Genomic DNA, 25960 nt, shown 5'->3' on the forward strand with positions numbered 1-25960 from the left:
TTCATATCTTTTTACTTTTTATAAATGCAGGTAATAACCCACTCATTAGTGCAACAAAGATACCTTTATGTATCCTCCTGTCGAAGAGGAACAGTAATTTTAAACTGAGTCCCTTTTCCTTGTTGACTTGAGACTTCAATGGTACCACCTAGCTCATCCACGACGTCTTTTACTGCTGCCAAACCAATGCCTCTACCAGATATTTCATCAGCACTTGAACATGTTGTGATACCATGTTCAAAAATAAACGGTAATAATTCAGCCTGATCCATTTTTGCAAATTCTACTACACGTCCTATATATCGCTCTTGTAACTGAGTACGTAACGATGTAACGGAAATACCTGCCCCATCATCTGCCACTGTGATAAAACACAAATCTTCTTGTACCGCTAATGTACAGAGTATTTCACCACAAGCATCTTTGCCAGCTTCCAGCCGCACATTAGGAGCTTCAATGCCATGATCAATTGCATTTCGAAATAAATGAATCAAACTATGGATTAACTTAATAAAGCGATCAGGATTAACCGTTATCGACTCACCCACTAACACAAACCTTACTTCTTTGGCACAACGTTTTGCCAAGCGTTGAACTGTTTTTTCATAAGCCGCTAACATGCTATGCAAATCAACAACTTTCATATTGAGTGCACAACCAACAAGCGCCTTTATTTTTTCTGTATCTGTGCCATCTGTTAACACTTGCCTTGCCTTGTTCACCAACGCTTCTAATTGCTGGTTACCGATAACAACGCCCCCTTTATTGACGAGAAAAGCCTCTCCAAACATTCGGCGCACAACATTAAGATCCTGATCCAAACACTTCATTAGATCACTCTCAGCAACCTGAGCTAATACTTTTTTATAGTCCTTTTTATCTGGCAAGTTTATAATTTTTTGTTCAATTTCATGGATAGCATCGGGTAATCGTTTAAAGCCATACTGGTAAAATATTCCTTTATAAGTATGAAACTCCTGCAACACCTGTCTCACATTTACACTCAATGCTAGCACTTTTGAGGATGCATATAGCTGCTGTAAATTAGCGATAAACTGTTCAAACTCATCTAACAAATAAAATATATCCTGACCGTCGGTTAAAATTGATACCACAAATTCAAGGTTTCGCCGTTCTTCTTCGAGATTTTCCTGTAGCTTTTTTTCTTCAGTCATGTCCGTCAAGATCATCATGATCTTTTCTTGCACATAACGGTACTCTGCAGCAATAAAACGACCTGCTATCAAAAAGCTTGATGGCAATAGAGAAAGCAGCACCTCTCTTTTAAGAGGGTTAGCCGTTCCTTTTAGTCGAGTAAGTACACGCTCATACAAACTCACTTCCACATCATTGACCAATGGTAGCAGTGATGTTATTTTCTTACCCGAAGGAACACAACGTAAAATTCTTTCACACTCAATACTATATTGAGGCTCTACAAGGAGTTGATCATTGAAGGTTAAAAACCCTTGACCAGAATTATGTAACAGGTTTTCAATTTGATTAGATTTATACTGTAGCTGTCGGTAGAGTGTAGTAATTTTTCTATTCCAACAAATAATCACAATGATAATTCCTCCCACAATGAGCAGGAAATTCCATAGTAAACCATAATCAACATACTCCTCCATGGTAACCTTCATCCAGTGATTGTAAATCTGCTCTTGATCCTGATTTGTAAACGTTTCTATCGTTTTATCTAGGATACTCAGTAATTCAGGGTAATATTTATTGACTGCAATACTCACTACCTTTTCAATATCGAGCCTACCTGCTATTTTAATTTCGTGAGCACGCTGTTTTTGCAGCCAATAGCTAATTGCAGCGAGATCATCCACAAAACCATCGATATCACCTGAAACAACATCTTTAAGACCTTTTTCAACTGTTTCGTACTCTGTAATATGAATATCCAGATTATTTTTTTGCAAAATTTCCTTTGTTAGGTTATCCGCAATCACACCAATATGTAACCCCTGTAAAGAGCTAGTATCAATAAAGGATTTTTCCAGCCTAACCGCAACAACTAATGGCAAACGAAATAGTGGCCGTGTAAAGTTATACTTATCTCGCAATGAAGGTAAATCCATCGCGGCTATCAACACATCACAAGATGGATTCATGTCATCCTTACTGGTCACCAGAGAAAAATGTAAACCCGTCCTTTCAGTAATTAATTGTAAATAGTTTTTTGTCATCCCTGTATGCTCTCCCGCTGGGGTAGCAAACTCAACGGGTTGCCAATGCTTATTAATACAATACTTGACTGGACGTTTTTTAGCGACAAACTTCTTCTCTTCAGCTGATAAGTCTAACCTTAGACCTTCCATTACAGCATGAGAATAATCACCGATCCATTTTGCATTAATTTCCTGTACTTCATTAAGGCTTAACTCGCTTATTCCTTTATTCAGTATACTTAACAGAATCTTATTTTTTTTATTCACGGCAAGGTGTAAAGCTTCATGCCGCTTATCAAGCTCCAGCACGTTATTCGCAAGCACCAGATTTGTTAGTCCTTCTTTTTCTATTAAATACTTTGCTACAGCACCACTTTCAATGGTTGCATCCACCGCACCAGTACTCACCAGCTTTAACGCTTCACGGCTACTATGGGTTAGTCTTATTTTTATTTTAGGAAAAGATTTTTTTAAAAATTCCCCGACATAAAACCCCTCAGGAAATGCTAGCACTTTACCTTTAAGTTGCTGCAAAGCCTGATAATTATTTTCTTGGCGGCTAATTAATATGTTGGGTAGCTTTGCATAAGGTTTGGTAAATAGAAGATGCTCAGTACGCTCAGGGGTTTTAACAATATTAACCAGAATATCCAAGCTGTTCTCATAAGCCTGATTTAGTAACTTATTCCAAGATGATTCTGTAATAAACTCAACAGTAAAGCCTATTTTTTTGGCTAATAGATTTATATAGTCAACCGATAATCCTTGCGGTTTGCCATCATCATAAAAGTCAAAGGGTGGCCAGTCTGTCTCATTCGCGACTTTTAATACCGGATTACTTTTTAACCACTCCTGCTCTTCGGGTGTAAGCTGTACTGTTTGTTGCTGCGCTGTCACTGTAGATTGTAACCAACGACTACTGAGCACCTTTTTTTCTGCATCTGAAATATTCGTTAACACTTTATTAATTATATTTCTTAATATTGGCCAATCATCTCTGACGGCAATAGTTAACTCATCATTATCAATATTGACACTGCTAGGCGTATCCACAACTTGCAACTGATGCATATTATGCCGCTCCAGCAAGTAATACAGTACCGGCTTGGAGTCCATATACATGTCTGCATCATTAAACAATACCGCTTGTAACCCTTTTACCGGATCACTGACAGAAACCAGTTCAGCCTCAGGAAAATATTCCCTTAACGTACGCTCGTAGTTATAGCCTTTAACAATGGCCACTCGCTGCTGCTTAAGGTTTATTTGCATGGCTTGCTGTACTTGCGTTTTATCAATTGCAGCAACAGCCATGGGCAAAATAAGGTAAGGCTGTGAAAACAGCATATATTGTTCACGCTCCGGAGAAACAAATGCTGTATGCAATAAGTCCAGCTCATGGCTACGTATCATCTCCAAAAAGCGCTGCCATGGAGGCCCTGTAATATACTCAAACCGAAGACCTAAGTGTTTAGCCAGTAAATTCATCAAGTCAATAGAGTAACCCTTTGGTACACCATTTTCTGCATAATCAAAAGGTGGCCAATCGGTTTCATTGGAAACTCTTATTAATGGATGTTTACGAAGCCATTGTAACTCCTCATCCGTTAAAACCAATTTCATTCTTGAACTTGGTTCAAGTCTTGGAAGTTTTATCCACTTTCGTTGTAGCTGTTGCACTTCAACAGGTGATATTTGTTGCATTCCCTCGTTGATAATATCAAATAGCGTTGGCTCATTTTCAGAGACAATGAATAGCCAAGAGGTGCTATTTTTCAATGCTTTTATTTGCGGCTTACCCGTGATACTGATATCCGGCAACCAATAATTTCTAGTGACATAATTAAACGTCGCTTCATGTAAAATAGCAGCATCAACGTTTTGCTTACTCACCGCATTCAATAAAGTCTGAGCATCTTGAAAAACCTTCCATTCAGTTAGCGGATATTTTTCAGCCAGTAAATGATATGCTGTAGTTTCCTTTACGACCCCTACCACTTTTTTTTCTAAATCCTCTAATTGAGTCAACGATTTTTTTTCTCTATGCCCTACCAGCACCCATTGATCCGCGAGTATAATCGGACTGAACAAAGCGTTATCCGTTGCTAATAAACCAGGAACATCACTGATCATCAACGAGTAATTATCCTGCTCAAACTGCTGACGTAATAACATTAAAGAATCATGAGGAAAAAACTTAACACGCAGGCCAATTTTACTTGCTAACAGTGTAATATAGTCTACGATGAACCCCTGAAATTTTCCTGACTGATTTTTAAATACAAACGGTGGCTGATTATCAACCAAAGGAACGCTGAGAACTGGATTTTTTTTAATCCAGTTTCGCTGTTCTGGTGACAGCTTTATTTCTTCTAACTGGCGCTGCCTGGTACTTGCCTCCAAGCTCAGTAATGCTTGTGTTAGAATGGGATATTGATGTTGATATTGAGTGATATACGCCAGTTGTTCCTTAGCCGCTGTCGCGGCTGAAAACGCTTGAGAAAAAGTTTTATTAAATTGTTTTCCCCGCGCATTATTTGCAAAGGTAATGTGCAGTTGCTGAGAGCCCAACCAACGCCTGTTAATTTCCAATAGTTCTTTATCACCACGTAACTCGGGATGTGTTTGCATTAAATAATAATACACTGCAGGATCAATCACACTGGCATCAACAAACCCTTTTGACAACGCCTGTAGATTGTTTGCATCATCTAAACTGCTATACGTCTCAACTTCACCTAACGAAATTTTTCTATCCAATAATGGATGGTTTAAATATCCTTCAACAACTCCAATACGATATTTTTCTAAATCATCAATAATGCGCCAATGAATGGGGTAGGCTTTACGTTGAGCAAGCGCAACGTAACTTTGGCCAACAGGCTTGGAGTAAATAAAACGCTTGGCTAATTCAGGATCATAATATTCCGGGAAATAACCATCATACTCTTCATTTGCCGTACGTCGTACAGCTTCAGTCCACGGTAAAAAATCAACTTTAACTTGATACCCCACTTTCGCAAAAGCATCAACGACAATAGCTGATGTTAGACCATTCTCTGGCAGCGTTTTTCCTACAAATGGAGGCCATTCCAATGATGCAAGACGCACTTGTTTGCCCTGCAAACTCTCAAAGAGCATTTCATTTAACTGTACATCTGAGCCGAACACCCCCATCGCCAAAAGGGCACGCCCCATTTTTCGTAATTCTCCCCAGTCTGCATTACCAACCTCAAGCTCCCCTTTTTCTAAAATAATATCTTTTAGCGCTTCAGCCTGCTGTTGCAGTTTTTTAGTGCTCAGCTCAGGCAAATAGTGCCGCTGGATGAGCTGTGCCATTTCTTCAGGATGCTTTAACGCATATTGCCAACCCCGAAGTGAAGCTGCGATGAAATCTCTCACCAACTGCGGGTGTTTGGCAGCATAAGCTTCTGATGTAAACAAGTTTCCCTCATAAAAATGTACATCCCATTCACTCATATGGAGTACTGTGTGAGGAATACCCAACGCTTGCACATCCGCAAGTTGATCTAATCTTGAGGTAAATCCTGAAATTCTTCCCTGCTGCCACGCTTGTAAAGGGTTTGGCTCAACAACCAGTTTGACTTGATCAAGAGGTATACCCTGTTGATACAAAAAAACGCGTGTTACCAAGTCGAGGTTATAGGGATTTGCAACGGCTAATTGCCCACCTTTTAATGCTTGAGGTGATTTATCAGCCCCCTGTAACACAATCACTTTCGGAGTTTGCTTGAATATATTGGCCAATAATAATACTGGCTTATTGGCTAGCCGTGCTTGAATGAGTTTAGCGCCTGCAACACCAAACTCTGCTTGCTGATTACTCACCAGGTTAATAACATCGTGATCTGAATCCCCCGCCTCGATAGAAACCGTCAAACCAAAAGCACGAAAATAACCTTTATCAATGGCAGCATAGTACCCTGCATAAGCAAACTGGTGAGGACCATTAATCTTTAATTTTACATGGTGAAGCGAAATGGGTTCTGCGGCCAAAACCAATGAGGAAGATAATAGTAATAAGGTGCAACATTGAATCAGCCATAGCCACAGGTAAATATACCGCATCAGTTTTATACAGTGTAAGTAATCACGAAGCTTGCTTAATTGCTGAAAAAAAACCATTAAACTCACTGCCTCAGGAATACCCTGATGAGTCGATGTATGTTGCCAGCATTCTTTTAATCAAATAATGGCTTGGTCTGTAGCCTTATCCTATATGCTTGGCATATGGCTAAATTATAGCCAGATTCCCTTCTCACTGCCGAAGTAATAGCTGGAGCCATTGAATTAATAAATGAGCTTTCGTTTTTTTTGAATGGAGTGATTTCTGCCCATTCAATAAGGCAAAAAAAACCGTACTCACGAATAAAAGTACGGTTTAATGGTAAGGCATTCTGTCAAACAATAATTTATGCGCAGCTATGATTTTCTACTGGAAATGCATGACCTAGCCAGCTTTTACTTAATAGTAATGGAATTATCGCTAAAGTAATCATCACCAGTGACAGTGACATCAAATGTGAGAATGGCATCTGCACCGTGATAATACTTGCCACTGACGCCATCACCATCTGTAAACAGCCCAACGTCGCAGAAGCAGTACCCGCACTTTTGCCAAAGGGTGCTAACGCATAGCTGGCAGCTGAACCGAGTATTAAAGAAAAACCACAACCAGCGAGCATCACTGGCAATAAAAATCCTAGTAACGTTGTGCCATGGATTATAAACCCAAGCAGCATGAGCAGACCTGCTATAACAATCAACAAGCAGCCTAACATGACACAACGGTGGCGCCCCAAATAGGTCATCAGCTTAGGCGCAAGTAAAAAGCTAGAAGCCATAATGACCAATGCATTCGCACCAAAACAAAGAGCAAACTGAATTTGGGTCAGCTTTAATGTTTCAATCATGATAAAGCTGGCAACTGAAACATAACTACAAATCATGCCCAGTGCGACCATACAGCAGTAACAATAGAACTGAAAGCGACGATGTTGAAGGATTTCCCAGTAAGGTCGCCAATGCCAATGTACCTTGGCAGTATCACTGGGCCGAGTTTCATCTAACCAGAACCAGACCATCACCCCTACCAGAGCCGCAAAGCCAGCAAGAAAATAAAAGCTTGCTTGCCAACCCCACTGTGTGGCGAGAATGCCCCCCAGCATAGGTGCAAGTGCTGGTGCGACGCTAACACAACCATTGAGGTAGCTGTACATTTTAGCGCCTTGTGCAGCAGAGAACACATCTCGAACGACAGCAAAGGCTACAACAGACGCACAGCAGCTACCTAAACCTTGTATCGCTCTCGCAGTAATTAGCCAGTTAATCGTCGGTGCCCAAGCAGCCGCCAGACTACAGAGCAAATACAAGACAATTCCAACAAGCACGACGGGACGCCGACCAAAACGGTCACATAATGGGCCAACAACCAACTGGCCAATACCCACCGTAAACAAAAATACACTTAGCGTGTATTGCACCTGATTGGTATTGGTATGGAAGTAGTTGACGAGTGATGCCATTGAGGGCAGATAAATATCAATACCCATTGGCCCAAATAAAACAAGCGGCACGAGGGCCGCTATAAAAAATTGACTTACAACTTTAGACTTCATGTTGCAGTATTTTAAGCAGAAAGAGGTTAAAAAAATCAACTCACACGAGGTGGTTGCGCGTTCACTTTAGTATGATTAAGATATGATTTCAAATGACTAATATTCAAGGTAATATTTCCACCATGGAATATCATAGCCATGAAGCTAGATAAACTATCACGATATGACCTTAACTTACTAATTAATCTTCAAGTGTTACTTGAAGAGCAAAGTGTCAGCAAAGCCGCTAAACGCCTTCATGTCTCACAGTCCGCTATGAGCAAAACCCTGGCTCGGCTCCGTGATCTCTTTGATGATCCCTTGTTTATCCGCTCAGCCCATGGCTTGCGCCCCACCCCCCGAGCTGAAAATCTGCAACCCCAGCTTGCCAGTGCACTACAAGATATTCAGCAACTTATTCAGCCACCCAAGTTTGATCCCGCAACAACTCAACGAGATTTTAAGATTGTCACATTAGATAGTGCCTACCAGCTCTTTTTGCCGAGCTTTTTTGCTCCCTTAATGCAAGCAGCCCCAAATATGCTGTTAACTTTCGAAGACTGGTCTGAGCACTCACTTCAGGGACTTGCACAGGGACAAGTTGATCTTGGTATTACTGCGAGAGAAAATGCCACTGACTCCAGACATCAACAAGATCCCCTCCCCCATGGAGTGAAATTTGAACATCTATTAGAAGATAACTTTGTCTGTCTAGTTCGCAAAGGCCATCCTATTTTATCCAAAGCATCGTGGCAGATATCAGATTACCTGGCACTCTCCCATGTTCAGGCTTCTTGTGAAGGACATGACCGCTGGGCACTGGATATCACGTTAGCGAAGCAAAACAAATCACGGCGGATCGTTGTTCAGGTGCCCGAGTTTCACGCCGCACTGGAAATCGCCCGACAAAGTGATTTAGTGTTTACCTGCCCGCAGATTTTTGCCCGGCATGCTGTTCAAAATTATCCACTCACACTGCTCCCCCTACCCATTGCATTGGATACGGTTACCTACCTGTTGGCTTGGCATCAGCGCTTCGAGTGTGATCCAGGTCATAAGTGGCTACGTGAAATGCTTTATCGGCATATTCGTGAAGATCAGGCATCAACGTTAAATTTTGACCAGAAAGGAAAGTGAAAACAAAACCACTGACACATAAAACTACGCTATTTTTTAGGGTGATAACTAAGGAGCGTCATCAGTTGATCATAAAACTGATTAAATCCATGGGATCGAGCCAAGGTAGCCAACTGCTGCCAGTCGATCTTAGGATTCATGAAGGCTTCTAATAGAGGATGTTCAGGTGGAAGACGATACCGCCACTCATCAACCAACCACTCTAGAATATCATCAGGTAGCCAGTGGTAGGGAAAATTTTGCTGCAGAAACTGCTGCCGGGCTTGATGGTTAGGCAAGTGCTGAAATTGATCAAAGAGTGATTCCATTTCATTTTTTGTGGGGTAACGAATACTTCCCGCTTCCTCCAAACCCGTAGGTGGTGGCTCTAGATAGTACTCACGAAATGTCGTCATATTCTTAGCTCCTTGCCACACACCCTAATGGACTGTTGATTCCCCCCCTACATCATTGATGAGGTGCTTTCTGTATATGACCCCCCCTGGTTACTGCAAAACTGAAGAACATGCTCATTTAATGGGTGCCTGTAAATAGTATAGCTAGGATTTATTCCATAACGTTACCAAACAGCACTGCTATACCATTCTGCAATCTTTTTTGCGAGGCCAGTTTTAACAGGCCAGACAATCTCAGCTAAAACCCTTCGTCTTGGTTATAGCTATTAACAGCAAGCTTAAAGTCAAATTTGATACCTCTTGTCCCTTGCTGATCACATTATCCAGACTGAAAATCCTCATGTGCTATAGTTTTTCGTGTATTAGAGATTAGTAGTATGAATGAAGAAGCAGCACAAATATTAATGGCACGCCAGCCTATCATTGATACAAGCTATCGAATTCAAGGCTATGAGCTATTATTTCGAGATGCCCACCTAAGCCCTACAGATATTAGTGGCGATAAATCAACGTCTCGATTGATTGATCGTTTACTAACAACCTTTACCCTTGAAGAAATTACTGATAATAGTCGAGCATTTATTAATTTTACGCGTTTTTGGCTACTCAACCCACCTTCTTTATCACCAGATAATACAGTTATAGAAATACTCGAAACAGTGCCATTAGATGATGCTGTGCTGGCATCCATAGCTGACTTAAAAAAACAAGGTTTCACACTTGCACTGGATGATGTGATTGATACAGAGCGTCTATCGCCTCTACTTAAACTTGTGGATATTGTGAAAGTTGATGTACTACATTTAAGCCCAAATGAAATTGAACAAATAATACAACAATTAAAGCCTTATGACATTACCCTGCTTGCCGAAAAAATTGAAGATCACGAGGTGTTTCATTTTTGTAAATCCTTAGGTTTTTCACTATTCCAAGGCTTTTTCTTCAGCAAGCCCCAACTTTTATCAGGCAAAGAACTTAATGCTAGCGCTCTAGCAGTAATGAACCTGATTGCACAGTTGCAAGATCCTAACTGTAAAATCGATGATATTGAACAAATTATAAAGCAAGATCCTACACTCTCTATCAAACTATTAAAGTGGGTAAACAGCCCTTTATACCGTCGTCGCAAAGAAATTGAGTCCATAAAGCAAGCCATACTACAACTGGGCCTTGATCGAGTACGTAATTTTGTCACTTTATTATCGTTAAGCGATTTACAAGAAAAGCCTTCTATCCTTTGTCAAATGGCATTAACCCGAGCCAGTATGTGTGAATGGTTAGCCAAACACCATTTAAACGTACCCTCAGCGTCTTATTTCTTAGGAGGATTACTGTCCCTAATCGACGCTTTTTTTGATCAGCCCAAGGCTGATGTCCTCGAAAAATTACCCATCGATACCAAGCTGAAATCAGCCATCCTTAATTACGAAGGCCAGCTTGGACAAACTATTCTAGCGGTTTCTTACTATCAACAAGCTTTATGGGACTACATTCAGATGTCAACGTTGGACTCAATTCAAGCAGGTCTTGCAGACTTAAATCAGGCTTACGTCAACGCGATTCAAGAAACAAACCAATGGTTACATGTAGCCAGCAGGCCATAATCTTGATTACTTTTTATTACAAATTATTCTAACACCTTTATAGAAAACTGCTTTCTGTATACGTATTATCCGAAACAGCACACATTAATAAAAATATTTAAGTGCTTAACAAAGGAGAGCTGTAGTATGTGCTGTTCGCTACGAAATACGTTGTTAGGTCTCTTTTTTTTTCTTTTCCCGCTCGCTTGTTATAGCTACCAAAGCGATACCATTCAGTTAGCCTCAGGTGAATGGGATCCCTATGTAACAGAATTAAAACCCGGCAATGGCTTTATCACTGAAATAATTAAAGGAACGTTAGAAACCCAACTGCAAATTACACCCAAAATAAAGTTTATGAAATGGCGTGGCTGTGAAGCTCATTTACGCTACGGTAAAGTCAGGGCAATTTACCCTTACTATCGAAATAAAAAGCGGGAAAATCACTTCGCTTTTTCTGACCCCATAGCAGACTCTAATACGGTTTTCTTTTATATAAAAGATAATATTCAATCCCCTCCTCATAACTGGCAGTCCCTGTCAGACTTTACTCAATACCGTATGGTAATTCCTAATGGCTACGCAGACGAAGACAAGTTACGTGCAGCCAACCTACAGGTCAGCCTAGCCAAAGATGAAGAAACTGCTTTTACTGAGCTATCTGCAGGAAAGCACGATTTTTTACCACTTGCAGAATTAGTTGGTTGGAATTTATTACTTAAAAAATTCCCTGATGCAAAGCAACGTTTTGCTACACTAAAAAAGCCATTTAATCATGCACAACTTCACTTAATGTTTAATAAATACGATACACGTGGTTTACAACTTATGGAGAAGTTTAATAAGGCACTGAGTGCTTTCAAAACAACTGAAAAATATCAAGAAATACTCACTAAATATGGCATCAATTAATACTCTGCAAAAACATAACACATTATTACTATACCCACAGCGAAGGATTTTTAGGGGCGGCTGTCAAATGCGCCTGCATAAACTACACTCCCACCGTCCTTAGTGGTCAAGAGTGCCAGCGACAAACCCTACTAATGTGTCGGGAACACATTAGAACAGCTTCGCTGGCCCATTAGGGTGAGCGCTATGGATAGCGCACATAAAACTGATTCGCAAAGGCTATATTTCCATACATTATAAAGCTTATTATTTTCCGTTAGCCAAGGATGGCAAACACTTCCTTTCTTTCAGTAAACCTACTTATCACCTAATTCCTTTCATATATTTCTTCATAATTAGTTAACATAAAGTAAGCGATACTATTCGCCTTCTTTTAGCTAAAATACGTTTAAGAGTATATAAGTCGAAGGTGCCTATACCCAAAACGAAGGGTTTTTATACCCCAAGGGCACAAGGGTGCGGCCGTCAAGCGATGAAGCCCCTGGGCAAGTTTACTGCTGTGAAACTTGCGGTAGCCACTTTAATTGATATAACAGCGCTGACAACAAACCCTACTAATGTGTCGGGAACACATTAGAACAGCTTCGCTGGCCCGTTAGGGTAAGCGCTATGGATAGCGCACATAAAAATGATTCGTGAAGGGTATATAACACAAAAGAAAGCCTCCTCACGCATGCCAGTATCTTTTAGACGCAGTCATTCAAAAATATTCAGTATTGAAATAGCATTCCGCAAAACCTTTACAAGGAAAGCTATACCCAACACGAAGGGTTTTTAGTGGAGCTAACCTGCTCTGTTAAGACGAGCGATAGCAACCACAGTTTTTTTAAACACGTTGGTAGGTCCATGAAGATAAGCACTATGGATCTCGCGCATAAAAATGATTCGTGATGGGTATACATAGATACCAAGGAGGTATCAAATGTCTCAACTAGCCACAAAGTCAGCTACAGCTCATTCAATCACTGAAAAAAGCCTTCCCTTCATTTCTGACAGCTACATTAATTGCTATCAACAGGAGTATAAAGATGATTTCGTCGATAAATGGGATGAAATCATTGACTGGAAACGTCGCCAGGAAAGTGAGGGGAATTTTTTTATAAAAACGTTACATAAATATGGAGTAAAGCGTGTACTTGATGTTGCAACAGGCACAGGCTTTCACTCCATCCAACTTTTAAATGCTGGCTTTGATGTCGTCAGTGTTGATGGCAGTGCCAATATGCTGACAAAAGCCTACAAGAATGCAAACCAATATGGTGTTCAAATAAAAACAGCCCAGGCTGATTGGCGGTGGTTAAGTCGGATAATTCATGAAAAATTTGATGCTATTATATGTTTAGGTAACTCATTTACTCATCTATTTACAGAAATAGATCAAAAGAAATCGTTAACTGAGTTTTATTATTGCCTAAAAAACAATGGCATACTCATCATTGATCAACGCAATTATGACGCTATTTTAGATGCCGGTTTCAGAGTCACACATGAGCATTATTACTGTGGAAAAAGCGTCACAATCCAACCAGTCTATATTGATGAACATTTAATTCGATTTTGTTACGCCTTTTCAGATGGCTCCCAACACCATCTAAACCTCAATCCACTCCGCTCTTGTAAAATGACGGAATTACTGAGCGGAGCAGGATTCAAATACCAAAAAACATATGGCGATTTTAAAGAAACATTCCATTGTTATGAACCTGACTTTCTGATTAATATTGTGAAAAAGTAAGCCGCTTAATGTTCAGACAGTAATATTGTATCTAATTGCTGGTCCACTAACTGGCTTTGCGGGGTCACTGTTTTTCGATTCCATGGGATGCGTCCAAAATACCACAACCGCCAAAACCATAGCTTAGTATTAGGATTACTTTTTAATAGCGTTTCAAATGTAACCACTTCACCCAATTGCATGTTTAATGCTTCAGCATAGACATGATGAACAAACTTTGAGCAATATTGCCGCGTAGCATCAAAATCAAAACCTAAATGATACAAAACTCTCATACGACTGTTTATGCTTGCTTTTAGCTGTAATAACTGTTCTTCACTTACGCCACCCTTAAGACGACGGATGCATACTTGCGTACCTATCGTTCTTTTTAAATATTTTTTTAACCGTGTTTTTCGGCTAAAAGGAACCGCACTTTCTGCTACCCACCACTCATTATTTTCTTTAATAGCAATACCAACATGGGATGTCCAGGTATTTGTCGCTTGGGCAACCTGCTTATAAAGTGCACTTTTTATCGATATAAAAACTAAGTCACCTCCCTGTAAATGTCGTGCTACATGATCATGAAAATCAGTCAGTGAATCATTTGCCTTGCCAAGTACCTGCTGCATATGCCCTCTCCTTTTTGATTACTATAAATCCAACTTTCTCCCCCCATGAGCTCAATCAATGAGGCATAGAAGTTAAATTTACTGTAACCACTAAAGCACTTATAACACAGCACCGCTATTAAGGTATTATATAGTGATACTTAAGACCCTATGAGATGAGAAGTGTCTATTCCAAGTAGTTCTTCCAGTCAGTTTAGGAGAAACTGGCTTAACAATGAAAGGCATCACATACTTATTTCCATTCACATTTATTTCCCTAAAAAGAAAACGGTAAAAGGGAGATCCACCCATGACACGCACACCGTTAGAACGTAACTTCAACAGCTGGGACAATACTCAACTGTTTTATCGGTACTGGCCTCCCCATCCCACAGGACATTATGCCATTATCCTCTTTCACCGAGGCCATGAGCATTCTGCGCGTTGGCAAGAGATGGTTGATCAACTCAATATACCTACCCTTCACCTGTTTGCCTGGGATGCTCGTGGCCATGGACTATCACCTGGTGAGCGAGGTTATGCGAATAGCCTTAATGAGCTTGTCAAAGATGCTGATAGCTTTATCCGTCATATCGAGAAAGACTATCAGATTTCAATGGATCGAATGATTATTTTGGGTCACAGTGTAGGCAGTGTCATTGCCAGTACGTGGGTCCATGACTATGCCCCAGCAATCCGGGGTTTGATCCTAGGCAGTCCTGCACTTCGAGTCCGTCTCTATGTTCCCTTTGCTATCCCTGCACTGCGGCTTCTCTTAAAATACCGCCCCAAATCGTTTATCAGCAGCTATGTCAAAGGGCGTTTACTTACCCATGATCCTGAAAAAATAAGCCAATATGACAATGATCCCTTGATATGTCCTGCAATTGCAGTCAACGTACTGGTTGATTTATACGATGCAGGTACTCGATTAATGCAAGATGCTGGCGCAATTACTGTTCCTACCTTGCTTCTTTGCTCTGGTGCAGATTTTGTGGTCAAACAACAAGCACAACGTCGTTTCTATAATCATTTGCCGAATTTACGCAAAGAAATGCAGGTTTTTCCTGGTTTTTTTCATGATACCTTTAACGAAGTCAATCGCCATTTGCCTATTGCTAAAGCTCGTATGTTTATTCAGGACTTATTAGCGCGGCCTACCCCTGATGTCGATCTTACCAAGGCCGATAAACAGGGTTATACCTATGAAGAGTACCAAAAACTACTGCAACCATTACCCAAAACCAACCCCAAATACTGGTGGTTTAAGCTACAACAAAAACTCCTGTACTCCATTGGCTCTCTCAGTGATGGAATTCGTATTGGTATTCAAGATGGCTTTGATTCAGGCCATATGCTTGACTACGTCTACGCTAATAAACCCTCAGGAAAATTTTTAATAGGTAAGTGGATAGACTGGGTTTATCTCAATGCCATAGGGTGGCGAGGTATTCGGCTACGACGTAAACTGACTGAGGCGGTATTACATCATGCAATAGAACAACAGCTCACCCAGCTTAAAGAAGTAGCCATTCTTGATGTAGCTGCAGGTCATGGACGTTATGTATTGGATGTGATTCAACAATATCAAGACCAACCATTACATGTGCTATTACAAGACTACTCCAAAGCAAATGTAGAACAGGGCCAACAGCGTATAGCTCAACTCAACTTAAGTGCCCAAGCGCAATTTCAGCGTGGTGATGCCTTTGATGCAGAAACTATTGAGCAACTCAGCTTCCGTCCCTCAATTATTATTGTCTCAGGACTGTATGAGCTATTTAGTGATAATGACGCAGTAATGAAGTCATTACACGCGCTCTACTCTATCCTAGCCCCCCAAGGCCTACTCATTTATACAAACCAACCCTGGCACCCTCAGCTAGAGTCAATTGCACGGATATTAACCAGTCATCAAGGTGGAAAACCATGGATTATGAGACGGAGAACGCAACAAGAAATGGATCAACTAGTCCATAAAGCTGGGTTTTATAAAGTCAATATGTCCATAGAGAAGTATGGTATTTTTAGTGTTTCAACGGCTGTAAAAAAACCACAGTGTCATCCGCAATTACCATGAAAAATCAACACCTATTCAAACAAGCATGTTATTCACTGGCTCTTTTAGGGCCACTCTTTTTTATCAGCTATGGATTTGCCAACTATGTGACCTCTTTGCGTGCCCCTGTGTCCTCTGTATATTTTGAGTGGGAAAAGGTGATTCCAGTGATTCCTTGGATGATTATTCCTTATTGGAGCATCGATATTTTATTTGCCCTATCTCTCTTTTGTTGTAAGTCGTCACAAGCACTTTTTACGCTTTCTAAACGCTTGGCAAGTGCCATTTTAATTGCAGTCCTTTGCTTTCTAATATATCCATTGCAGTTTGCTTTTCCTCGACCAGAAATGGGTGGCTTATTAGGTGACCTATTTAATTTACTGTATGCATTTGATCAACCCTTTAATCAGGCGCCTTCTTTACATATTGTATTATTGGTTATTCTCTGGGTACACTTTTTACCACTTTGTAATCGCCTTTTTAAAGGCTTAGTCAACATCTGGTTTAGCTTAATCTTAGTTTCTGTATTATTTACTTATCAGCACCATTTTATTGATATTCCTACTGGATTAGCACTTGGTTGGTTCAGCTGCTACCTGTTTCCCACTATAAATAGTTCAATTAATAACCCACATTCTAAAAGCGCAAAATGTTTTTCTTTTTGGCAGTGGCAAGGACTCATCCACTCAGGCTATTGCATTATTTATGGATTATTTGCATTACTATGTGTGGGGTTGTCTTTTATTAACCCTCCGCTAACACTTATTTTATTATGGCCAGCTTGTTCTCTGACAATTATTAGTCTTGGTTATGCCGGCTTAGGTGCTAATATTTTTCAAAAGAATCAAGGAGCACCTCAACCTGCAGCTCGTTGGTTACTCCTTCCCTATCATTTAGGCGCTTTATTATCTTGGCACTGGTATACAAAAAATCAACCTGCTTATCAAGAAGTTGATCAGCAGTTATCCATAGGCCGCCGAGTAAAAACATCAGACTTGAACAATTTGGAGGCGTTAAAACCATTAGCAATTGTAGACTTAGCCAGCGAATACAGTGAGCATCCTCAGCTTTTAAACTCCCAAATACCTTACCTGTCACTTGGTATTATGGATCTGACACCACCGAATAAGGAGCAGCTGCTTCAAGCTACTGAGTTTATCTACCACTATCAACAGCAAGGCTATCATGTCTTAGTGCATTGTGCCCTGGGCTATTCTCGAAGTGCTGCTGTAATTATTGCCTACTGGTTAGCAACCGGACGTGTTAAGACAACAGATGAAGCCATACGTTTTTTGCAAGAATTACGCCCCAACACGGTACTTAAACAAAACTTTATCCATACACTCAACTCATTCAACCAATCCCGTAAGATGGAAACTTCAACAGCATTATTATCTAAAACAATCTCTAGTCCCTGCTGACGTTATCCCCTTCACGAATGATTTCTAGGTTTTGTTATCTTCACTCCTCACCCCAATCACCTATTAATATAGGCTCATGGGACTTCGTCACTCGATGACTGCACCTAAAAACCATTCGTATTGGGTATATTATTTAGTTTTTTTACTACTCAGGTAATTTAGGAATACATAATGCAAAATCAGACTCACTTTCGGCACCCGACATGCAAATAGCAGAGGCTTGATATTTTTCCCAACGCATTTGGCAATCTAAAATCAAGTTATTTAATTCATTAGTGTTATTAATAGCCTGCGTTAGCTGCTGAACTTGTTTATCTTTGGTCAAGTCCACTCCTTGCTCAGCAGCTCTCAGCTTTGCTTTCTTAAGAATATTAGGCATGAAACGCTTCATATTACTCATTGCTTGTTTACAATAGTTTTCTGCAACTGCGCTCTGTATTTTTTGTTCAGCAACTTCACCCTCTTTAGCATAAATTATATTTATTTCACTACACAAAATAATACATGCTATGTAACTTAAAGATTGCTTTTTTAATTGGCTGAAATCGAATTGCATTAGCTTCACCTTCATATTATAAAGTACCCCCGACGAGTTAAGAATCACATAATCTCTGCAAGAGACCAATAATAAATATCACCAGGTGCTAACCAATAGACTGTTTCAAAAGGGAAACGCAGTGTAAACCAATAAAAATCTTCATTTATCCCTAGAAATTGATAGTATGCTACAAATCTTTCATGCTCCACGGCCTTAGCAGTAAACTCCCAACCTTGCTTACCACTCACACCTTGCCAAGAGTGGACACCCAACTGTGACTTTGGGTGAACAAAACGTTGTTTACCCGCGAGAAAAAAATCTACTCCCCCAGATATTACGCTACTCTTTTCTGTTAGACATACCGAAATGCCTGACTTTCTAAGGAACATACCCGCCCGCTGATTTGCCTCATCATCAATTGAACCTGGAACAAACCCCATCACTACCAGCTTAATTGATGGATCATTCAGTATTACCTGAACTTTTTTCACAATAGAAGAATCAATAACGCCTTGCATTAAAACCCAGTCAGGTCCTTGTTTAATAAAGGTTACTGAATCAAAATAAGGAGAAATGGAATGACTAACATGACAGGCTGCTGGGATGTCAGCCTTACCGTATGCAAAAGCAGGTATTAAAATAAAAAACCATAATACTCGAATCAAACAACACCAATGATTATTTTCAAGCCTTCCATTGCCAACCAGCAAAAGGTTTATCATCAACACCATAACGTTCAAACATGATTTGTTGTGTAAGAATATTTTATAAGCGTAGCCTACTCAATCAATACCTTTAGGCATTATTACAACTTCATCAAAAGCTTTTTATAATAAATAATTATTTATACATATAAAAAATGGCTGACCCAATAACTTTCAGGTCAACCATTCTTAGAAAACGCGAAACAAAGCTTGCTGATAACGTAAAATTAATAACGCTATTTTACTTGTTCAGTATCCTTATTAATCTGTCTCCAAGCCAACATATCAAAATAGGTATCAAGCCCACGCCAGCTTAACTTAATTTCCTGCAAATAGTGCTGATACATATCCTTTACATCGCCAGGCAAGTAATGAGGACCTTTAGTCGTTAAAATGGCTTTTATCATTTTGTTTTGCCAGTGGCGGATGCTGTAACGCTGCTTGCGTCGATAGTATACTTTCCACTCCCGCCATGATAGCCACCCCATTGGCTCATAAGTAAAACGTGCTTGTTCGCAGACGCCTATACGCGTTCGATCCCAACCTTTCGTTACATCAAGATCAAAGCAAGCTAGCGCACCCACTAGGCTATCTTCTCCAATAGTACCTATAGGTAACTTAATATTTTCAGTTCGAACACGTTTAATAAACTGATGGGGCAAGGCATATAAATTACCCGCCAAACCACCGCGAGTAACCATCGTAATAATTTGCTGTTTGGTACCTCGGCCAATATCCATGGGAATGGCTGCCAATGCATTCTTGTTAGGATGCATTTTTTGATATTGATATAGCTGGTATAACGAATCCCCTACCACCTCACAATCACCATCCATAAAAATGTAGGTTTCAGCCTCAGCAGCAACGTCATGCACGAATACGTTCCATGCATTTGATTTATCACCTTCCTTAATATCGACTAAATTGACCCATGAATACTGCTTTTGATATTCCGCAACAACCTGTGCAGTATTATCAGAGCAGCCATTTGCCAATACAAAACACTGGAATGAATCTTCAGGTAATGCGTTACAAGGTGAATTAATAATGCTAACGCGGATGCTTTCTAAGCAAGCAGTGATGCGGGCAGATTCATTATAAGCAAAAACCGCAATTGCGAGGGCAGGATTTGAGTCCTTCATGCATTTTATTCCGTGATTACTACTATTAGGTGATGATAATAAGGCGTCTAGGCTATGAATTATGTAATCCTACTTTATCCCAAAACATTCCAAAACTAACACAATCCCGCATCAGCGACTAAAGGGTACGGTTAGTTTCCAGAATATTGAATTTATGGCTAGCTTTAACCTATTAAAACGTGAACTAGCTTAGAAAAAGTTGTTAATTTAACAAGAGAAATCACAAAAGTTGTGTCAAAAGGTTCCTTCTGTTAAACACCTTACTTCAGCTAATAATCAAACATCTCATCACGCAAAGAAAAATGTATCAACTCAGCCAAACTCGCCACTCACAAAAGGATTTGAGCGACGTTCTCTGCCCAGCGTGGAGTTTGGCCCATGACCTGGCACAAATTCTACATCATCCCCCAGAGGAAAGAGTACAGATTTAATTGAGTGGATTAATGTATCAAAATCACCTTGGGGAAAATCAGTTCGACCTATGGAGCCCGCAAACAGTACGTCCCCCACAAATGCCAGCTTACTATCCGCTTGGAAAAAGACCACATGGCCTGGGGTATGCCCTGGACAGTGAAATACTTGAAACGTCAATTGCCCTACCAGTACTTCATCCCCTTGTTGCAACCAACGATCAGGCTGAAAGCTGCGCACAGGTGGAAAGCCAAACATTGAGGCTTGCATAGGTAATTGATCAAGCCAAAAACGATCTGCCTCATGAGGGCCTTCAATGGGTACATTAAAATACTCTGCCAAACTGGCGGTGCCTCCCACATGATCCAGGTGACCATGAGTCAATAATAGCTTTTCAACGGTCACACCGGCTTCTTCAATGGCTTGTTTTAGAATATCTGTATCACCACCAGGATCAATTAACGCTGCACGCATTGTCTGTTGGCAAATCACTAACGAACAGTTTTGTTGGAAAGGCGTAACAGGAATTGTAAGAACTTTCATCGGGGCTAATGCTTTAGTGGTCATCTGAATCCAATATCTAAAAAGGCTGTGTTAATATCCACATAGCGCTAACCTTACTGTATCCAGTAAGGTTTAGCAATTTTACCCAAGTACACAGCAGCTAAAACATCAAGTTAAATCATGACACCAGACCTTCTTCTACCACTTTTACAACAGCGTCTTTTTCTAGTGGTTGTTGCTTGATAACGGCTAATTGTAAATCCACATAAGCCGATAAGGCTTCTTTAGACAAGATAGGCTGTTGTAAGCCTAACCTATGTAACCTGTCTCGAGTATTCTGTTCCTTTATCTCTACAGCCTGATACCCTTCGTTATCAAATATCCCACTAAACAAATAAGGTGCAAAAGGTAATTCTTTTCCTGAGGCGATCCATGCCTCAGCTTTTGATTGCCATTCAGCCACACTCACTTCTTTTAATCCTTGCTGCTCAACCAGTAATAAATTCCAGTCGATTTGCTGGCTTCCCAATAAGTGGAAACTATGCTCAGAACTTTGCTGCAAACTCAAGGTAGCAATGGCTGCTGCGGTATAATCAACAGGAATAAAATGTTCTTTAAACGTCAGTTTAGGTACAGTTTTAAGCATTAAACAGGTTTGCAAATAGCGAGCTATCACATCTGTCGTATTGCCTCTTTGAGGGCACTGAGCAGGAGCACCCACTCTTCCTAAACGTACTAATTGCACATTCATGCCATGACAATACGCTTCCTCAATAAGCTGCTCAGCTACCCATTTAGATGCTAAATAACCATTATTTTGCCAATGCTGCTGCTCTTGTACTGAAGATAACTCATCATAAGGGTGGTCAGTTGCAGCGTTAAACACACCAGAAGTAGAAATAAAGACCAAACGACATTTTTGACGGTTTGCCGCAAGTATCAACAGCTCCAGAGTTGATCCCACATTACTTGCCTCAAGACAAGTGTAGGGTAATAAGTGATTAACGCGTGCTCCATTATGGATAATTAGATCCAGTTCTTTGGCAAGTGTATTCCACTGAATATCGTTTAACCCCAACTTGGGTAACGATAAATCACCTAGTAAAACTGTTATACGATCAGCAAATTGTGGTTGCCATAGGCCATAGGCCTGTAAATGTGTTTTGATTCTTACTAAGCCGCTAATCTCATCTTCTGCTCGAACTAAACAGTAACAGTGCAGGTGCTCATTCTGAACTAACAACTGATGCAATAAATAACCACCCACATAACCCGTCGCTCCCGTTAATAGTGCGTATTTTATTGCGCCTGCCACATAGTTGTTATCGACTTTTGCTAGAGGGAGTAAACGATCTTTTACACGTTGTAACCAGTCGTCTGCAGTAACCCTATCTGCATTCTGGCGGCTATTATTAGTAAAGTCCTGATTACTGTTTTTCTGAACATGCAGACGTAAGTAATGCGCTAACTGTTGTATAGTAGGATGCGCAAAAACGATTTGTACTGTAATCTGGGCATTTAAGTGTTGCTTTATTGCTGACACCATTTTAACTGCTAACATAGAGTGCCCACCCAGCTCAAAAAAGTCAGCGGTAATACTTAACTGCTCATACCCCAGCAACTGTTGCCAAATTTCACATAGTGAAACCTCTAATGCATCTGTAGGTGCTGCATAGCTTTGACTAATATAAAAGTCCGCCTGTTCAGGCACTGGTAATAAGCGATGATCAACTTTACCATTAACGGTTAACGGCAAAGCATCAATCGTCACAAAGGCAGCAGGAACCATATACCGAGGTAAGGTTTCAGCCAGCTTCATTCTCAATGCCGTTATCATCGCAGCCTTGTCTTCAACCACACTCTTATGATTTTCAGTACTCGCTGCATTATTTACAACAATATAGGCAACAAGCTGTGCTTGTTGTGTGTTCGGAGCATGTAAGACAACACAGGCTTGACTGATCACATCTTGCTGGGTCAACGCTGATTCTATTTCGCCAAGCTCAATTCTATATCCCCTCAGTTTAACCTGATTATCAACACGGCCTAAAAAGCAAATATTGCCATCAGCGAGGACCCTGACTAAATCGCCTGTTCGGTACAAACGCTGTTTTAGATGGTCGGCAACAGCATAGGAAATAAAACTTGTGTTATTCTGTGATGCCCGATTTAAGTAACCTCTAGCAACACCTTCTCCACCAATGTACAGCTCACCAACTGCACCTTCTGGTACAATCCGTTGCTGGCTATCTAAGACCACAAGCTGAACATGCGATAATCCCTTGCCTATAGGCACATTCTCCCCTTTAAAACCGCTTGGCACTTTATATATGCTGGCAGCAATGGTGGCCTCTGTCGGTCCATAAGCATTTAATAAATCACAATGACATACTGCGGCACTGGCTGCCCATTGCTGAGCAAAGTTAGCATTCAGAGCTTCTCCACCAACAACCACGCGCATTAAACAACTTTGTTGTTGCCAAAAACCAACATCTTCTAATACTGGCGTAAACACTTCCTGGGCATAAACAGGTGGAATATCAATATGGGTAATCTGGTGTGTTATCAACCACTGCCGGAAGGCTTCTGCTGACCATAATGATTCCTCTCGCATCACTAATTTAGCACCAATGCCAAGTGCTTCCCACGCTTGCTCTAGTGACGCATCAAACCCAATATTAGCAAAGGCCAATACGCAGTCTGAGCTACTCAGTTGATACCAATCAATCACTTCTTGAATATGTCGAGCAAAGGAATGGTGCTCAATCAATACACCTTTAGGTGTACCTGTTGAGCCTGAAGTGTAAATAATATAAGCCAGTTGTTGTGTAGCCAGCTGAGCCTGTTGCTTCACTTCACGCAGTAAATCACCTGCCTCATCAGCGCATTTAATGGATGAATAGCCCGCTAATACATCACGCGTATTTATTACTGTATTAGACATTGATATTAAATTATGACCTCGAGCTATTAACCCAGGCTCAGCAATAACATAATTAACTTGGGCATCCTTCAACATAAAATGTAATCGTTCATCAGGATACTTCGGATCAAGTGGCACATAAACACCACCGGCATACCAAATACCCAGCATGGTAACTACCCAGTCTATCGAATGATGTGTTAATACACCGATCGTGTCTTCTGACTGAATACCAGCAAGGATAAGTTTACGTGCTAAACGTAAAGCACAGGTTTGTAATTGAATAAAAGTGATTACCTCGTTGCCTGCTTGTACAGCAATATTATTTTTTTGAATAAGACACTGTGAGTTAAATAAATCGCAAATGCTTTTTGGATAAGCTAATAACCATTGGTCAAAATGTTGGGTTAACCACTGCTGCTGTTGGCGATTAGTCTGTAATAAATACTCGTCTAGTAAGAGGTCAGGTGCTACAGTCCATTGCTCGAATAACTGTAGTAAGCACCGATTAAACTGGCTAATGGTACCTTCCTTAAACAACTCTCGATTAAACTCCCAAAGTAACTCTGCACCTTTATCACTTTTGGTAAATTGTAAACTTAAGTCAAATTTAGCAGGCAGTTCAGGGTAAGGTAATGCAGTAGCAGACTGCTCACCCAGGGTAAACATCGTATTATTATCATCTTCAACCGTTAACATAATTTGAAAAAGCGGATGAAAACTTAAAGAACGTTCTGGTTGTACTAACTCAACAACACGCTCAAAAGGAAAGTGTTGGTGTGTATATGCGTTTTTCACAACCAACATAGCATCATTAAGTAGCTGGTTAAGAGAGCGATTTCCATTTATTTGCCAGCGCAAAACTACTGTATTCACAAAGTAGCCAATTAACTCACTGAATGCTGGGTTATCACGATTCGCCATAGGGGTACCAATCACAACATCTTGCTCACCCGTAAAACGGTATAAAAACGCAGCAAATATCGCATATACGCCACTAAATAAGCTCACGCCTTGTTGCTCGCATAATTTTTGCAAGCGGGTTAATTTATCTGAAGCGATCTGTGCCCGAAACAATCCCCCCTCATGCAGTAAACGATCAGGTCGAGCAAAGTCTAATGGTAACTGGTGCAGTTTAGGTAATTCAGCAAGCTGTTGTTGCCAAAAATCAGCTTGTATTTTAGCCTCATCAGTATTTAGCCATTGCCGCTGCCAGGCCGAATAATCTACATATTGATAAGGCAACGGTAACTGTTTTTGTGTTTGTTTTTCATAAAATTGCTGATAAAAAAACTGCAGCTCTTTCACAAAGAGTGCAACAGACCAACCATCGGCGGCAATATGGTGAAATGTAATAAGTAGTATATTTCCTTGGTCAGAGCCAAGCTCCAGACGCTTCACTCTAATTAAATAACTATCATCCGTTAAATTAAATGACTGATAAATCTCTTCATACCGAAGTTTATTAACTTCATCCCATAGAGCTTCATTATTCGTTTTTTTAAAACTGTCGCAACTTCCTAACTTAATGACTTCGATGAGATTTTGACAAGGCGGAGGCGACACTATTTGTAAAACATCACCTTGTTCAAGGGTAAAGCGAGTACGTAAAGTTTCATGACGAGTAATAATTTGAGTCAATGCGTAATTTAAAGCATCATCATCAATCTTCCCCCGAATATGGTAAGCAGCAGGCATATTATAATGTGTACTACCCTGCTCCATATGATCAAGAAACCACAAGCTTCGTTGTGCATAAGACGCATAAAGCTTCTCATTTCTGTCAACAGGCGTGATTACGCCATGAGCTGTTTTTTTATTTCGAGCACAAAGAATCTTCTCAGCAATGCTTTTTATTGTAGGCTTGGCAAAAATATGACTTACAGCCAGCTCCACCGAAAATGCATTACGTATTGCCGCCACCATTTTCATGACCAGTAAAGAATGACCTCCTAAACGAAAAAAATTGTCCATCCTTTTTATACGTGATTGATGAGGTAATAATGTTTTCCAAATTTCACACAACTGGCGTTCAACCAAGTTAAAAAACACATTAGGTTCGTCAACGTCTAATGCTTTCTGTTTCTTTTCAGCCATTTGTGAAA

The 25960-nt window shown here is 40.4% G+C and carries 15 protein-coding genes; 6 read left to right on the plus strand and 9 right to left on the minus strand.

The features are described from left to right. Positions 1–65: 65 nt before the first annotated feature. Both F607_RS0106330 and F607_RS0106335 read right to left on the minus strand, forming a co-directional pair. Positions 66–6326, minus strand: coding sequence for a transporter substrate-binding domain-containing protein (locus tag F607_RS0106330; RefSeq protein WP_027707416.1), 6261 nt, complete (start codon positions 6324–6326; stop codon positions 66–68). 287 nt (positions 6327–6613) lie between these two features. Beyond that, on the minus strand, positions 6614–7819 hold the full coding sequence (locus F607_RS0106335) for a multidrug effflux MFS transporter (RefSeq protein WP_084611133.1): 1206 nt from the start codon (positions 7817–7819) through the stop codon (positions 6614–6616). A 138-nt stretch (positions 7820–7957) separates the two neighbouring features. Between F607_RS0106335 and F607_RS28400 the strand changes: the two genes are divergently transcribed. Next, positions 7958–8935 carry a LysR family transcriptional regulator gene (locus F607_RS28400; RefSeq protein ID WP_051310997.1) on the plus strand — a complete coding sequence of 326 codons (978 nt, stop codon included), beginning with the start codon at positions 7958–7960 and terminating at the stop codon, positions 8933–8935. Between the two features lie 29 nt (positions 8936–8964). On the opposite strand, the gene F607_RS0106345 is transcribed toward F607_RS28400, so the two are convergent. Then, positions 8965–9330, minus strand: a complete 366-nt coding sequence (locus F607_RS0106345; RefSeq protein ID WP_027707418.1) for a hypothetical protein — start codon at positions 9328–9330, stop codon at positions 8965–8967. Positions 9331–9707: 377 nt separating this feature from the next. Here F607_RS0106345 and F607_RS0106350 point away from each other — a divergent pair, with 377 nt between their 5' ends. The 3 genes from F607_RS0106350 to F607_RS0106360 all read left to right on the plus strand — a co-directional run bounded on the left by F607_RS0106350 (position 9708) and on the right by F607_RS0106360 (position 13560). Then, a complete protein-coding gene (locus F607_RS0106350; RefSeq protein ID WP_027707419.1) occupies positions 9708–10934 on the plus strand; it encodes an EAL and HDOD domain-containing protein in 1227 nt (408 codons plus the stop codon). 126 nt (positions 10935–11060) lie between these two features. Then, a complete protein-coding gene (locus tag F607_RS0106355) occupies positions 11061–11825 on the plus strand; it encodes a substrate-binding periplasmic protein (protein ID WP_027707420.1) in 765 nt (254 codons plus the stop codon). Between the two features lie 922 nt (positions 11826–12747). Further along, a complete protein-coding gene (locus F607_RS0106360; protein WP_084611134.1) occupies positions 12748–13560 on the plus strand; it encodes a glycine/sarcosine N-methyltransferase in 813 nt (270 codons plus the stop codon). 5 nt (positions 13561–13565) lie between these two features. Here the strand turns inward: F607_RS0106360 and F607_RS0106365 are convergent, their stop codons facing one another. Then, the gene (locus tag F607_RS0106365) at positions 13566–14174 is read right to left on the minus strand and encodes a YiiX/YebB-like N1pC/P60 family cysteine hydrolase (protein WP_084611135.1); all 609 of its coding nucleotides are present in this window, start codon (positions 14172–14174) and stop codon (positions 13566–13568) included. A 289-nt stretch (positions 14175–14463) separates the two neighbouring features. On the opposite strand from F607_RS0106365, the gene F607_RS0106370 reads away from it, so the two are divergent. Together F607_RS0106370 and F607_RS28405 are read left to right on the plus strand one after the other, a co-directional pair. After that, positions 14464–16233 (plus strand): bifunctional alpha/beta hydrolase/class I SAM-dependent methyltransferase, encoded by a 1770-nt coding sequence (locus tag F607_RS0106370; RefSeq protein ID WP_027707423.1) that lies wholly within the window; start codon positions 14464–14466, stop codon positions 16231–16233. After that, positions 16230–17633 (plus strand): phosphatase PAP2 family protein, encoded by a 1404-nt coding sequence (locus F607_RS28405; protein WP_051310999.1) that lies wholly within the window; start codon positions 16230–16232, stop codon positions 17631–17633. Before F607_RS0106370 ends, F607_RS28405 begins: the two co-directional genes overlap by 4 nt. 145 nt (positions 17634–17778) lie before the next feature. On the opposite strand, the gene F607_RS0106380 is transcribed toward F607_RS28405, so the two are convergent. From F607_RS0106380 to F607_RS0106400, 5 genes are all read right to left on the minus strand, one after another. After that, entirely contained in the window at positions 17779–18189 is a 411-nt protein-coding gene (locus F607_RS0106380; RefSeq protein WP_027707424.1) for a hypothetical protein, read from the minus strand. 44 nt (positions 18190–18233) lie between these two features. Further along, a complete protein-coding gene (locus tag F607_RS0106385) occupies positions 18234–18893 on the minus strand; it encodes a hypothetical protein (protein ID WP_027707425.1) in 660 nt (219 codons plus the stop codon). A 218-nt stretch (positions 18894–19111) separates the two neighbouring features. Next, a complete protein-coding gene (locus F607_RS0106390) occupies positions 19112–20017 on the minus strand; it encodes a glycosyltransferase family 2 protein (protein ID WP_027707426.1) in 906 nt (301 codons plus the stop codon). Positions 20018–20329: 312 nt separating this feature from the next. Next, positions 20330–20971 (minus strand): MBL fold metallo-hydrolase, encoded by a 642-nt coding sequence (locus F607_RS0106395; RefSeq protein ID WP_027707427.1) that lies wholly within the window; start codon positions 20969–20971, stop codon positions 20330–20332. Between the two features lie 139 nt (positions 20972–21110). Further along, positions 21111–25952, minus strand: coding sequence for a non-ribosomal peptide synthetase (locus tag F607_RS0106400; protein WP_268967632.1), 4842 nt, complete (start codon positions 25950–25952; stop codon positions 21111–21113). Positions 25953–25960: the final 8 nt, after the last annotated feature.

Origin of the sequence: Zooshikella ganghwensis DSM 15267 (assembly GCF_000428585.1) — a bacterium.
Lineage (GTDB): Bacteria > Pseudomonadota > Gammaproteobacteria > Pseudomonadales > Zooshikellaceae > Zooshikella > Zooshikella ganghwensis.